At 69.5% G+C, this 12,492-nt stretch carries 12 protein-coding genes; 5 read left to right on the top strand and 7 right to left on the bottom strand.

What is annotated here, in order from left to right; translation table 11 throughout:
• Positions 1 to 320 precede the first annotated feature (320 nt).
• Both HLB44_RS24560 and hutC read right to left on the bottom strand, forming a co-directional pair.
• Positions 321 to 893, bottom strand: coding sequence for a HutD family protein (locus HLB44_RS24560; protein ID WP_173128554.1), 573 nt, complete (start codon positions 891 to 893; stop codon positions 321 to 323).
• Positions 890 to 1,606 carry a histidine utilization transcriptional repressor HutC gene (hutC, locus tag HLB44_RS24555; RefSeq protein ID WP_173128551.1) on the bottom strand — a complete coding sequence of 239 codons (717 nt, stop codon included), beginning with the start codon at positions 1,604 to 1,606 and terminating at the stop codon, positions 890 to 892. Before hutC ends, HLB44_RS24560 begins: the two co-directional genes overlap by 4 nt.
• Before the next feature lie 83 nt (positions 1,607 to 1,689).
• Here hutC and hutU point away from each other — a divergent pair, with 83 nt between their 5' ends.
• From hutU to HLB44_RS24530, 5 genes are read left to right on the top strand one after another with little or no spacing between them, the layout of a single operon-like run.
• The gene (gene hutU / locus HLB44_RS24550; protein ID WP_173128548.1) at positions 1,690 to 3,381 is read left to right on the top strand and encodes a urocanate hydratase; all 1,692 of its coding nucleotides are present in this window, start codon (positions 1,690 to 1,692) and stop codon (positions 3,379 to 3,381) included.
• Positions 3,382 to 3,383: 2 nt separating this feature from the next.
• Positions 3,384 to 4,940 carry a histidine ammonia-lyase gene (gene hutH / locus HLB44_RS24545; protein ID WP_425500851.1) on the top strand — a complete coding sequence of 519 codons (1,557 nt, stop codon included), beginning with the start codon at positions 3,384 to 3,386 and terminating at the stop codon, positions 4,938 to 4,940.
• Between the two features lie 50 nt (positions 4,941 to 4,990).
• Positions 4,991 to 5,935: an ABC transporter substrate-binding protein gene (locus tag HLB44_RS24540; RefSeq protein ID WP_173128543.1), complete on the top strand. Its 945-nt coding sequence runs from the start codon at positions 4,991 to 4,993 to the stop codon at positions 5,933 to 5,935.
• Positions 5,936 to 5,942: 7 nt separating this feature from the next.
• The gene (locus tag HLB44_RS24535; protein WP_173128540.1) at positions 5,943 to 6,722 is read left to right on the top strand and encodes an ABC transporter permease; all 780 of its coding nucleotides are present in this window, start codon (positions 5,943 to 5,945) and stop codon (positions 6,720 to 6,722) included.
• A 12-nt stretch (positions 6,723 to 6,734) separates the two neighbouring features.
• Positions 6,735 to 7,520, top strand: coding sequence for an ABC transporter ATP-binding protein (locus HLB44_RS24530; protein WP_173128537.1), 786 nt, complete (start codon positions 6,735 to 6,737; stop codon positions 7,518 to 7,520).
• Here HLB44_RS24530 and HLB44_RS24525 read toward each other — a convergent pair.
• From HLB44_RS24525 to HLB44_RS24505, 5 genes are all read right to left on the bottom strand, one after another.
• Positions 7,517 to 8,341 carry a type 2 periplasmic-binding domain-containing protein gene (locus tag HLB44_RS24525; protein ID WP_173128534.1) on the bottom strand — a complete coding sequence of 275 codons (825 nt, stop codon included), beginning with the start codon at positions 8,339 to 8,341 and terminating at the stop codon, positions 7,517 to 7,519. The genes HLB44_RS24530 and HLB44_RS24525 overlap by 4 nt on opposite strands.
• 87 nt (positions 8,342 to 8,428) lie before the next feature.
• On the bottom strand, positions 8,429 to 9,535 hold the full coding sequence (locus HLB44_RS24520; RefSeq protein ID WP_173128531.1) for a calcium-binding protein: 1,107 nt from the start codon (positions 9,533 to 9,535) through the stop codon (positions 8,429 to 8,431).
• A 124-nt stretch (positions 9,536 to 9,659) separates the two neighbouring features.
• Positions 9,660 to 10,052 carry a nuclear transport factor 2 family protein gene (locus HLB44_RS24515; protein ID WP_173128527.1) on the bottom strand — a complete coding sequence of 131 codons (393 nt, stop codon included), beginning with the start codon at positions 10,050 to 10,052 and terminating at the stop codon, positions 9,660 to 9,662.
• An 83-nt stretch (positions 10,053 to 10,135) separates the two neighbouring features.
• Entirely contained in the window at positions 10,136 to 11,878 is a 1,743-nt protein-coding gene (locus HLB44_RS24510) for a tetratricopeptide repeat-containing diguanylate cyclase (protein WP_246312430.1), read from the bottom strand.
• Positions 11,879 to 11,931: 53 nt separating this feature from the next.
• On the bottom strand, positions 11,932 to 12,471 hold the full coding sequence (locus tag HLB44_RS24505; protein ID WP_173128521.1) for an OmpA family protein: 540 nt from the start codon (positions 12,469 to 12,471) through the stop codon (positions 11,932 to 11,934).
• Positions 12,472 to 12,492 lie beyond the last annotated feature (21 nt).

Genomic DNA, 12,492 nt, shown 5'->3' with positions numbered 1-12,492 from the left:
CGGTCGCTCCGCTCCCTCCTCCTCTTACCTCGCTCCACAGGGCACCCTGCCGTCCTGATCCGGCACGGCCCTGGAATTGATTCTTCGCACGCCACCGCGGTGCCGTTGCCAAGGACATGGGGTGCCCGCTGCAGCGAGGTAAGAGGAGGAGGGAGCGGAGCGACCGGGGGACACGAGCGGCAGCGGGTACCCCGTGGCCTTGGCTCGCTCGGTCCGTGCATGCGCGGTACGGCGCCGAACGCCGCACTGGGCCGTCAGCCGAGGCATGGATCAGTGACCCCGAACGCAGCGAGCCGAGCGAGTGCGAGGACCGGTTCATTTCAGCAATGCCGGTCGAGTGCCAGCCAGAAGGCATGCGGCGCGGCATCGCTGCGCAGCCGCCAGCGCTGCCGCGATGCCTGCGGGCTCCATGCGAGCGTCCATGGCGGCAGCACCGCCGCATCCGCATCGTCGATCTGCAGCCGGGCCCCTCCGGTCGTGAACACCGCGCGCATGGCGGCGATGCTGAACCATTCTTCGTCGCTTTGCACGCGCTGCATCAGGCCCTTGCCGGCGCTGCGGCGCAGCATCAGGTTCAGGTCGCGCGTCGCGCCGCCTTGCAGGCTGCACTGCGGCGCCGCCGCGCCGTCGAAGGGCAAGGGCGCACTGTGAACGTCGAGCGCCACGCGGCGGTCAGCGAATTGCAGCACCACGCCGTCGCCCTCGAGCACCGCGAACCAGCGCTCGATGTCGGGGAAGGACGAGAACGGGCCGTCCTGCGTGATGTCGGCGACGCTGATGCGCAGCTGCCAGTCCGCGGCGTCCGGCCAGGCCAGCAGCTCACGCGTGGCGCCGCGGCCGTTGCGCCACGGCTGCGGCGCAACCCGGTCGACCTGCAGAACCCCGAGGCTCACGGTGCGAAGGAGCCTTCGAGCAGATAGCGCGAGCCCGGATGCACCAGGCGCGCGATGGTGATCGCCGCATCGCGGCGCTCGGTGCGGCGCACGACGACCAGGCAGGGTTCGCTGCGGCGGATGCCGAGCAGGCGCGCTTCGTCGACGCTGGGCAGCGCCGATTCGATCGAGTACTGCGCCTTCCAGTACGGCGCCACCTCGAGCAGGTAGTGCGTCGGCGTCGTCTGCGTGAAATCGACGCTCAGGTAATCCGGTGCGCACGAAGGGTTGACGTAGCGGTCTTCGCACTGGATCGCGACCCCGTTCTCGTGGTGCACGATCAGCGTGTGGAAGACCGACGAGCCGGCCTCGATCCCGAGCCGTTCGGCCAGCGCGGCGGGCGCCTTCTCCTTGCGGGCGATGTGCACGACGGGCGTGTGCACATGGCCGCGCTGCGCGATCTCGTCGTGCAGGTCGTGGATCGTCAAGGTCGACGCCACGCGGTGCAACTGCGCGGCGAAGGTGCCGACGCCTTGCACGCGGTCGACCAGGCCCTCGGTCTGCAGCTCGCGCAGCGCGCGGTTGACGGTCATGCGGCTGACGCCGAACTGCCCGACCAGCTCGGCCTCCGAGGGCATCAGCGCGCCGGGCGGGTACCGGCCGCGCGCGAGCTCCCCCTTCAGATGCTGCTTGACCTGCGCGTAGGGCGCGAGCTGGGGGACGGAATTGTTCATTCGGGACATCGGCGCGAATACTACTTGCATCGACTTGTATAGACAAGTAGAGTGCGGCCCGTCGTTTACCCGGAGCCTCGCCCATGACCGACCTGTCCTCGATCCGCCACGTCGCCCGGCCGCGCCCGGTGCAGGCGCCGACCGGCAGCACGCTGCACTGCCGCAACTGGCTGATCGAGGCGGCGTACCGGATGATCCAGAACAACCTCGACCCTGCCGTGGCCGAGAACCCGGATGCGCTGGTTGTCTATGGCGGCATCGGCAAGGCGGCGCGCAACTGGGACTGCTTCGAGGCCATCCTGAAGGCGCTGCGCGAGTTGAAGGAAGACGAGACGCTGCTGGTGCAGTCGGGCAAGCCGGTGGGGGTGTTCCGCACGCACGAGGATGCGCCGCGGGTGCTGCTGGCCAATTCCAATCTGGTGCCGAAGTGGGCCACCTGGGAGCACTTCGACCAGCTCGACCGCCAGGGCCTGATGATGTACGGCCAGATGACGGCTGGCAGCTGGATCTACATCGGCAGCCAGGGCATCGTGCAGGGCACCTACGAGACCTTCGCCGAAGCCGCGCACCAGCACTTCGGCGGCAGCATGAGCGGGCGCTGGATCCTGACGGCGGGCCTGGGCGGCATGGGCGGCGCGCAGCCGCTGGCCGCGTCGTTCGCCGGCGCGACGTCCCTGAACATCGAGTGCCAGCAGAGCCGCATCGATTTCCGCCTGCGCTCGCGCTACCTCGACGAGCAGGCCACGGACCTGGACGATGCGCTCGATCGCATCCGCCGCTACACGGCCGAAGGCAAGGCGGTGTCGATCGGCCTGCTGGGCAACGCAGCCGAGCTGCTGCCCGAGATGGTCAGGCGTGGTGTCAAGCCCGACCTGGTGACCGACCAGACCTCGGCGCACGATCTGGTCAACGGCTACCTGCCGGCCGGTTGGTCAGTGGAGCAGTGGCGCATGGCGCAGGCCGACGCGGCGCAGCACGAGGTGCTGCGCGCGGCCGCCGCGAAGAGCTGCGCGGTGCACGTGCAGGCGATGCTCGCCTTCCAGCGCATGGGCGTGAAGGTCGTCGACTACGGCAACAACATCCGCCAGGTCGCCTTCGACGAAGGCGTGAAGAATGCGTTCGACTTCCCCGGCTTCGTGCCGGCCTACATCCGGCCGCTGTTCTGCCGCGGCAAGGGGCCGTTCCGCTGGGTCGCGCTGTCCGGCGACCCCGAGGACATCCGCAAGACCGACGCGAAGATGAAGGAGCTGTTCCCCGACGACGCGCACCTGCACCGCTGGCTCGACATGGCCGGCGATCGCATCGCGTTCCAGGGCCTGCCGGCCCGCATCTGCTGGATCGGCCTGGGCGAGCGGCACCGTGCCGGCCTGGCGTTCAATCAGATGGTGAAGTCCGGCGAGCTGAAGGCGCCGATCGTCATCGGCCGCGACCACCTCGATTCGGGCTCGGTCGCGTCGCCGAACCGCGAGACCGAGGCGATGAAGGACGGCTCGGATGCGGTGTCCGACTGGCCGCTGCTGAACGCGCTGCTGAACACCGCCGGCGGCGCGACCTGGGTCAGCCTGCACCATGGTGGCGGCGTCGGCATGGGCTACTCGCAGCATGCCGGCGTGGTGATCGTCTGCGACGGCACCGATGCAGCAGCCCGTCGCCTCGAGCGCGTGTTGTGGAACGACCCCGGCACCGGCGTGATGCGCCATGCCGACGCGGGTTACGACGAGGCGATCGCCTGCGCGAAAGAACAGGGCCTGAACATGCCCATGCTGGGGACCTGAGCTTGAACACGATGACCCTGAAACCCGGCGCTTTGACGCTGGAAGACCTGCAGGCGATCCACCGCGGCGGCATCCGGCTCGAGCTCGACCCGTCGGCCGCGCCGATGATCGCGGCCAGCGCGGCGGTCGTGCAGCGCGCGGCGGCCGGCGACGCGCCGGTCTACGGCGTCAACACCGGCTTCGGCAAGCTGGCCAACAAGCGCATCAGCGAATCCGATCTGGCGCTGCTGCAGCTGAACCTGATCCGCTCGCATTCGGTGGGCGTCGGCGGGCCGCTGCAGCCGCCCGTACTGCGGCTGATGCTGGCGATGAAGGCGGCGTCACTGGCGCGCGGCGCCTCGGGCGTGCGGCCGGTCGTGATCGACAGCCTGCTGCAGGTCTTCAATGCCGGCCTGGTGCCCTACGTGCCGAGCCAGGGCTCGGTCGGCGCCTCGGGCGACCTGGCGCCGCTGTCGCACATGACGCTGGCGTTGATCGGCGAAGGTGAATTCTTTGTCGAGGGCAAACGCAGGCCGGCGAAGGCGGTGCTCGCCGAGGCCGGCATCGCGCCGCTGCAGCTCGCCGCCAAGGAAGGCCTGGCGCTGATCAACGGCACGCAGACCTCGACCGCGCTGGCGCTGCACGCCTTCCTCGCCTTCGAGCCGGTGCTCGAATCGGCGCTGGTGGTCGGCGCGTTGACGGTCGATGCCGCGCGCGGCAGCGATGGGCCGTTCGATCCGCGCATCCACAAGCTGCGCGGCCAGCCGGGGCAGATGGACGTGGCGCAGTACTACCGCGCGCTGCTCGCCGGCAGCGCGATCCGCAGATCCCATGAGACCGGCGACGACCGCGTGCAGGACCCGTACTGCCTGCGCTGCCAGCCGCAGGTGGTCGGCGCCTGCCTCGACCAGCTGCGCCATGCCGCGCTGGTGCTGCTGCGTGAAGCGAATGCGGTGACGGACAACCCGCTGGTCTTCGCCGAACCGGACGGCGAGGGCACGCTGATCAGCGGCGGCAACTTCCACGCCGAGCCGGTGGCGCTGGCAGCCGATGCGATGGCGGTGGCGATCGCCGAGGTCGGTGCGATCGCCGAACGACGCATTGCCATGCTGATCGACGCCGGCGTGTCGCGCCTGCCGCCATTCCTGACCAGCGATGCCGGGCTCAACTCCGGCTTCATGATCGCCCACGTCACCGCGGCCGCGCTGGCCTCGGAGAACAAGTCGCTCGCCCATCCGGCCAGCGTCGATTCGCTGCCGACCTCGGCGAACCAGGAGGACCATGTGTCGATGGCCACCTTCGCCGCGCGCCGCCTGCAGCCGATGATCGACAACACCGCGCACATCCTCGGCATTGAGCTGCTCGCCGCCGCGCAGGGCATCGAGTTCCTGCGCCCGCTGGCGAGCTCGGTGGCGCTGGAGCAGGCGCATGCGCTGCTGCGCGATGCCTGCCCGTCGGTCGAGCGCGATCGTTACCTGGCGCCGGACATCGAGCGCGCGACCACGCTGGTGACCGATGGCGCCTTGTCGCGCGTCTTCCGCACGCTCACCGGCCTGCCGGCGCTGTGGATTCCGGCCTGATTCCTGCATGCGAACATCACCCGCCTGATCCCTGCATCACTGGAGAACACATGAAGTCGTTGATCGCTCTCGCCGCTGCATCGCTGCTCGCTTCCAGCGTTTTCGCCCAAGACACCAAGGTGGCAGTCGGCATCTCCGGCTGGACCGGCTTCGCGCCGCTGACGCTGGCCAAGGAAGCGGGCCTGTTCAAGAAGCACGGCCTCGACGTGACGATCCGCAAGATCCCGCAGAAGGACCGCCACCTGGCGATCGCCTCGGGCGACATCCAGTGCGCGGCGACGACGGTCGAGACCTGGGTGGTGTGGAACGCCAACGGCGTTGCGACGACGCAGATCTTCCAGCTCGACAAGAGCTACGGCGCCGACGGCATGGTCGTGAAGCCGAACATCACGAAGATCGCCGACCTGAAGGGCAAGACGGTGGCCGCCAGCGCGCCCGGCACGGCGCCGTACTTCACGCTGGCCTGGATGCTGAAGAAGAACGGCCTGAGCGTGAAGGACGTCAAGGTCGTGAACCTCGAGCCGCAGGCCGCCGCCAACGCGATGATCGCCGGCACCGACGGCATCGACGCGGCGATGACCTACGAGCCCTACCTCGGCGCGGTGCGCGCCAAGCCCGAGGCCGGCAAGATCATCGCGACGACGCTCGACTACCCGATGGTGATGGACACCTTCGGCTGCACGCCGAAGTTCCTGGCCGAGAACCCGAAGGCCGCGAAGGCGCTGGCCGACGGCTACTTCGACGCGGTGGCGATGATCAAGGCCGATCCGAAGAAGAGCTTCGAGATCATGGGCGCCGACGTCAAGCAAAGCGGCGAGGCCTTCGAGAAGAGCCAGGCCTACCTGCGCTGGCAGGACCGCGAGGCGAACCAGAAGTTCTTCGCCGGCGAGCATGCGGCGTTCAGCAAGGAAGCGGCCGACCTGCTGCTCGAGGTCGGGATCATCAAGGCCGCGCCGGACATGGCGAAACTCGCCGACACCCGCTTCATCAAATAAGCCTTCGATGAAGCCGCTGGTGGCAGTGGCGCCGGGCGCGCGCATCGCGCTCGGCGTGGGGTTCTTCGTCGTCTTCGTTGCCGCGTGGAGCGTCGCCACCTTCGGCGGCTTCGTGCAGAAGACGTTCCTGGCCGATCCGCTGACGATGCTCAAGAGCGGCTACACGCTGCTCACGGAGATGGGCTTCATCGGCGACATCGGCATGACGGTGTGGCGCGTGCTGGGCGGCTTCCTGATCGCCGCAGTGCTCGCTTTGCCGCTGGGCGTGATGATGGGCGCCTACAAGCCCGTCGAGGCCTTCTTCGAGCCCTTCATCTCCTTTGCGCGTTATCTGCCGGCCTCGGCCTTCATTCCGCTGCTGATCCTGTGGGCCGGCATCGGCGAGGCGCAGAAGCTGGCGGTGATCTTCATCGGCAGCTTCTTCAACCTGGTGCTGATGATCGCGGTGACGGTGGGCAATACGCGGCGCGACCTGGTCGAGGCCGCCTACACGCTCGGCGTGCGCGACCGCAGCCTGATCCGCCGTGTGCTGATCCCCGGCGCCGCGCCGGAGATCGCCGAGATCCTGCGCATGGTGCTCGGCTGGGCCTGGACCTACGTGATCGTCGCCGAGCTCATCGGCGCCTCCAGCGGCATCGGCCACATGATCACCGACAGCCAGGCGCTGCTGGCGACTGACCAGATCATCTTCGGCATCATCGTGATCGGCCTGATCGGGCTGGTCAGCGATCTCTTGTTCAAGGCCGCGAACCGGGCGTTGTTCCCGTGGGCCCAACTCGGACGCTAGCGCGTAAAGACGATGGCCAACCTGCTGAACGTGCGTGGCGTCTCGCGCCGCTTCCAGTCCAGCCACGGCGAGACGCTGGCCTTGCAGGCCACCGACCTCGACGTTGCCGAGAACGACTTCATCACGATCCTCGGGCCGTCGGGCTGCGGCAAGAGCACGCTGCTGCGCATCGTCGCCGGGCTCGACAGGCAAAGCACCGGCGAGGTGCTGCTCGACGGCGCGCGCATCGAAGGCCCGGGCGCCGATCGCGGCATGGTGTTCCAGAGCTACACGCTGTTCCCTTGGCTGACGGTGCAGGACAACGTCTGCTTCGGCCTGCGCGAACGGGGCCTGCCGCGCGCACGGCAGCTGGAGATCGCCGCCGGCTTCATCCACAAGGTCGGGCTGAAGGGCTTCGAGCGGCACTTCCCGAAGCAGCTCTCCGGCGGCATGCAGCAGCGCACTGCGCTGGCCCGCGCGTTGGCCAACCAGCCGCGCATGCTGCTGATGGACGAGCCCTTCGGCGCACTCGACCACCAGACGCGCGAGCTGATGCAGGAGCTGCTGCTCGGCATCTGGGAAGCCGAGCGTACGACGGTGCTCTTCGTCACCCACGACATCGACGAGGCCGTCTTCATGGGCAGCCGCGTCGTCGTGATGAGCGCGCGCCCGGGCCGCATCAAGCTCGACCGCAGCGTGCCGCTGCCGCATCCGCGGCACTATTCGGTGAAGACAACGGTGGCCTTCGCCGAGCTGAAGGCCGAACTGACCGAGGCGGTGCGCGTGGAAGTGCTGGCGGCGCAGGCGCAGGCGGCCTAGCGTTCGATCTGAGCGTCAGCGGCGCGGGGCTCGACTGCCTGCTCGCGCATCTCGCGCAGCACCTGCAGCCGCTGGCGCTCGATGGTGCCTTCGCTCTTCAGCTCGCGCAGCACCGTGGCCAGCCGGCCGGCCAGCCCGGCATGCCGGCGCTGTACGTAAGGATGCATCGGGATCGTGCCCAGCGTCACCAGCCGGCGCGCCGGCGGTGCCTGGCGGAATTCCGGCTGCAGCTGCAGTTCGAGCATCGTGAACTGTGTCGTGCACATGAAGTCGGCGCGGCCGGCCAGCAGCATGTGCAGTCCCTGCGTCTCGCTGCTCAGCGCGGACAGCTGGTCCGACGGCAGCAGCGGCTTCAGCAACTGCTCGCAGATCGCCACGCCGCGCACGTAGACGCCGCGCCAGGCGCTGCCGCGCAGGTCGTCCAGGCGCAGCGTGGGCAAGGCCGCGTTGGTGCCGAACAGGCCCAACTGCAGGTCCCAGACGGATTCGTCGACGCGCAGCAGCGAGCGGTGGTCCTCGCCGAAGCCCGGCACGCGTCCGACGTCGCCGTCGATCTCGTCTCGGTCGAGCATCTGCGTCAGCCGCTGCAGCGGGTAGACCGCCATCGTCAGCGGCACGCCGAGCCGGCGGAAGGCTTCGGTGTAGATCAGGCGCAGCCAGCGGCCGTGGAAGGTCGACTCGCGCTGATGCGTGCCGAGCACGAACGGCTGCGCCCACGCCGGTGGATTCGCGCGGGCAGGGCCGGCCGCTGCGGCGCCCGGCAGCGCGGCGAGCAGCACCCGGCGGCGGTGCACGTGCGGATCCATGCGTGCCGTCTTCATGCGCGCAGTCTCGGTCACCGAGCTGACGCGATGCCTACCGGCCCGACGCGGTGCATCCGCGCGGCTGCTCGGCCGCTCGGCGCAGACTCAGCCGGGGGAGGGCGTGAATTCGAGCCCGCCCTGCGCGAGGCCGGTGAGGTTGATCCGCGCCGCGTTCAACTCGTGGTCGGCGGCGAAGGTCGTCAGCGAGGTCTGCGTGAACGCGCCGCTGGTGATCAGCGCGACGAAGCTGGTCACCTCCTGCTCGCTCGGCGCGGCACCGACGACGTTGGTGTACAGCAGTCGCACCAGCGCCGCGTTGTCGATCTGCTGGCCGAGCGCGGCATGGATCGCCAGGTCGGCAACCTGGGTGTAGGTCTGGCCGCCGTCGAACAAGGACAGGCCGATGCCGGCGTAGGTGCGGTTGTGCAGCCCTGCGTCGCCGAACACGGCATTGAGCAGCTTCGCGGAGTTCGATGCCGCGCCGTTGGCGCCGAAGTCGAAGGCCAGCGCGAAGTCGGCGAAGCGCACGCGCTCGATGCTGGTCAGCATGTCGCTGCCTTCGCCGCCACCGCTGACGCTGCCGCCGGCGGCGCCGACGGTGTAGGTCGCGCGGTTGCCGCTGTAGAGCGCCGTGTCGACCTCGCTGCCGCCGTCGAGCACGTCGTCGCCGCCGTTGCCCTTCAGCGAGTCGCGGCCGGCCAGGCCGTCGATGTCGTCGGCGCCGGCGGTGCCGTTCAGCGTGTCGGCATTGGCGGTGCCGACGATCGGATTGAGGCCGCCCCCCACGTTGACCGAACCGGTCTGGCCGGCGAAGTTGGTCGGCGAATTGATCTGCTGTGCGCCGTTGCGGTCGATCGAATGCTGGCCATCGGTGGGCAGCGTGGCGTAGCTGACCACGTCACTGCTGCCGCCGAAGTTGACCGTCGCGCTGCCGCCAGTGAAGAGGAATCCGTCGGGAATGATGAAGTTCGGCGTCACGATGCCGAGGTTCGCGAAGCCCTGCGTCGCCAGCAGCACGGACGTGTTGGCTGTCTGCGTGCTCGGCAGGTTGCCGGGGAAAGTGAAGGTGTGCACGCTGGCACCCTGGGTCACGGTGATCGTCTGCCCGCTCCAGAAGGACTCGCCGTTGGCGCCCGTGCGCAGCTCGATGAACTGCACGCTGCCATTGGCATTGCTGAACAGCTCGGTGATGTCATACAAATGAAAGGCCATACAACCCCCGTTTGGTGATGTTCAAGGTCAGGTGCGGCGCAAGCAGCATCCTCGCGGTAAGTGCTGATTCGGCCGCCGATTGTTTAAGGGGCACCCGCCGAGCCAGGGGGTTAGTTGTTACGCCTTACTTCAATTGCTGCAGCAGCTCGCCCATCTTCTGGTGCACCGCGTTGACCGCCTTCAGGGGTCGCACCATGACCTTGAAATCGTCGATGCGGCCGCTCTCGTCCCAGTGAATCAGGTCGACGCCGTTGACCTGCAGGCCGTCGATCTCGGTGACGAACTCGAGCACCGCATCGCGTTCGCCGACGATCTCGCGCTCGTAACGAAAGGCCGGGTTGCCAAGCACCTGCAGCGCGCCGCGCAGGTACAGCGTGGTGATCGCCTTGCCGCGCTGCGGCGTGTGCACGACGGGCGAATGGAACACCACGTCATCGGCGAGCAGCGCGTCCAGCGCCGCGAGGTCGCCGGTTCGCGCGACGTGGTGCCAGGCTTCGATCGGGTGGCGGGTGGTCATCGCGACAGCTCCGTACAGTGGAAGGGCCGCGGCATGCTGCCACAGCGACCGCCCGGCGCACTGACGCGCAGGCGACGCCTTCCTTACGCAGCCGCCGGCAGCGCCGTCTGCAGCACGCGGTTGCGGCCGAGCTGCTTGGCCATCAGCAGTGCCTGGTCGGCGGCGCGCAGCAGCGCCGCGGGCTCCAGCGCCGGCCCGTCGCTGTCGACCACGCCGGCCGAGAAGCTCAGGCCCTGCAGCGTCAGCCCGTCGAGCTCGAAGGCTTCGCGGCGCCAGCGCTGCAGCAGCCCGTCGACCAGGCGCTGCGCGGCCAGGCCGCCGGTGGCCGGCAGCAGCAGGCAGAACTCCTCGCCGCCATAGCGGCAGGCGATGTCACCGGCGCGCACGCTGCGCGCCAGCAGCCGGCCGAAGGCGACCAGCAGCTGGTCGCCGACATCGTGGCCGAAGCGGTCGTTGACCGACTTGAAGTGGTCCAGGTCGATCAGCGCCAGGGCCAGGGGCTCGGCCGCGCGCCGGGCCTGGGCCAGCAGCTGCGGCAGCGTGTCGTCGAGGTGGCGGCGGTTGAACAGGCCCGTCAGCGCATCGCGCGTCGCCTGGCGCCGCAGCGCTTCCTGCAGGGCCTGGGCTTCATCGACGCGGCGCGCGAGGCGGCTGTTCGCCTCGGCCAGCGCGGCGCGCGCGCGCTCGGTGTCGCGGCGCCGGGCATCGTTCTCCTCGAGGCGATGCTGCAAGCGCAGCAGCTCGGTGTGCAGCGCTGCGGCCTGGTAGCGCGCCCGTGAGGCGCGTTGCGCCTGTTGCAGGTGCAGCGACTGCCATTGCCGCAGGTCGGCCAGCGCCTGGCGCGTTTCGCCGGCGGATTCATGCAGCACCGAAGCGCAGTGGAAGAACTGGCAGCGCACGCGCAGGCTCAAGCCGGCCACGCCGTCGTCGGCGGCGAGCGTGCGCTCGTCGGCCAGCGCCTGCAGTGCGTGGGGCAGGCGCTGCTGCTGGTGCGCGAGCAGGGCCTGTGCGACCACCCGCTCGAGGCGCTCGTCGGGCAGGCCGGCGCCGGGCGAGGCCTCGGCCAGCGCGAGCAGCCGCTCGCCCAGCGGCCCGTCGTCGGCGGCGAGCGCAGCGATGGCCAGGGTCTCGAAGTGCTTGGCGTTGCCGCCGCGGCCGCTCTCATCGGGCGCCAGCGCGAGCACCGCCTGCACGTCGTCCAGCGCCTCCGCGGCGCGGCCCATCTCGGTCAGGCAGATGATGCGGTTGATCAGCAGCACGCTGCGCAGGAACGGGTTGTTCATGCGGGCCGAACGGCCGAGCCCTTGTTCGACCTGGCGCAGCGCCTCCTCGAAATCGCCGAGCTGCAGCAGCTCGTTCGACAGGTTGCAGTGCAGCACCGCGTCGAGGCCGTGGCCGTGCGCCGGTCCGGCATCGCGCAGCGCTTCGTACATGTAGGCGAAGGCGCGCTCCGAGTCGCCGTTGGCCGAGTAACAGCCGGCGATCGTGTTCAGCAGCACGCTGCGCTGGGCGTGGCGCAGCACGCGCAGGCCCTCGTCGCGCAGCGGCAGCACGGTGTCGATGGCCTCGCGGTAGCGGCCGCCGCGCCACAGGGTGCGGGCGAAGCCGGCCACGGCAAGGATGTGGCCGGCGCGGTCGCTCTGCGCATCGAAGCACGCGCGGGCACGGCACAGCTCGTCAGCGGCATCGGCGAGCGTGCCGAAGTTGAGCCGGTGGTAACCGCGGACAAGCCGGGCCCAGGCCTCGGCCGGGCCGTCCGCGTTCTTCAGTGCGAGCGCGAGCGCCTGCTCGGCCAGCCGCCCGGCGGTCGGGGCGTCGGCATGCAACAGTTGCCAGGCTCGCCGAGCCAGGCCTTGGGGGCGGGTCGCTCGACTACCGGTCACTGCATCAAGCGCACCTCGACGCGCCGGTTCTCCGCGGCGTCCGGCTGGCGCGGATTCAACAGCTCGTTCGGGCCGCGGCCTTCGAAGACGATGCGCTCGGCGGCGACGCCCTGGCGCTTCAGGTGATTGACGACCGAGGCCGCGCGGTCGCGCGACAGCTGCATGTTCAGCGGTAGCGGGCCGACGGCATCGGTGTGGCCGATCACCAGGTACTTGTACTCGCGCAGCGAATCGCTCTTCAGCGCCTCGGCCAGGCGATCGATCTTCACGACGTCGCGCGAGATCACCTCGGCCGAGCCGAAGTCGAAGCCGACCTGCATCGAGGCGCTGGGCTTGGCGGCGGTGGCAGCGGCGCCGACGACGGCGAGGCCACGTGTGCGCTCGGCGGGCTGGGCGGACGGCTTCAGCGCGTCGACCAGCTCCTTGACCTCGGGCGTGCGCTTGCCGAAATCGGTGGCCAGCGCGGCCCCGGCACAGGCCAGCAGCGACGACAAGGCGATCGGGGCGATCAGGGTGTGGAAGCGCTTCGCAGCCATGGGTCTCTCCTTGCTCCGCAC

It is taken from the genome of Pseudaquabacterium terrae, from assembly GCF_013266755.1.
Lineage (GTDB): Bacteria > Pseudomonadota > Gammaproteobacteria > Burkholderiales > Burkholderiaceae_C > Pseudaquabacterium > Pseudaquabacterium terrae.
Note: the sequence above shows the minus strand (reverse complement) of the source record. Positions and strands in the feature narration are given on the sequence as shown.

Bases quoted from the DNA above. Each gene is read 5' to 3' on its own strand.
- HLB44_RS24515 (WP_173128527.1), bottom strand. From the start codon at position 10,052: ATGACCACCCGCCACCCGATCGAAGCCTGGCACCACGTCGCGCGAACC.
- hutC (WP_173128551.1), bottom strand. From the start codon at position 1,606: ATGAACAATTCCGTCCCCCAGCTCGCGCCCTACGCGCAGGTCAAGCAG.
- hutU (WP_173128548.1), top strand. From the start codon at position 1,690: ATGACCGACCTGTCCTCGATCCGCCACGTCGCCCGGCCGCGCCCGGTG.
- HLB44_RS24540 (WP_173128543.1), top strand. From the start codon at position 4,991: ATGAAGTCGTTGATCGCTCTCGCCGCTGCATCGCTGCTCGCTTCCAGC.
- HLB44_RS24505 (WP_173128521.1), bottom strand. From the start codon at position 12,471: ATGGCTGCGAAGCGCTTCCACACCCTGATCGCCCCGATCGCCTTGTCG.
- HLB44_RS24525 (WP_173128534.1), bottom strand. From the start codon at position 8,341: ATGAAGACGGCACGCATGGATCCGCACGTGCACCGCCGCCGGGTGCTG.
- HLB44_RS24535 (WP_173128540.1), top strand. From the start codon at position 5,943: ATGAAGCCGCTGGTGGCAGTGGCGCCGGGCGCGCGCATCGCGCTCGGC.
- HLB44_RS24520 (WP_173128531.1), bottom strand. From the start codon at position 9,535: ATGGCCTTTCATTTGTATGACATCACCGAGCTGTTCAGCAATGCCAAT.
- HLB44_RS24530 (WP_173128537.1), top strand. From the start codon at position 6,735: ATGGCCAACCTGCTGAACGTGCGTGGCGTCTCGCGCCGCTTCCAGTCC.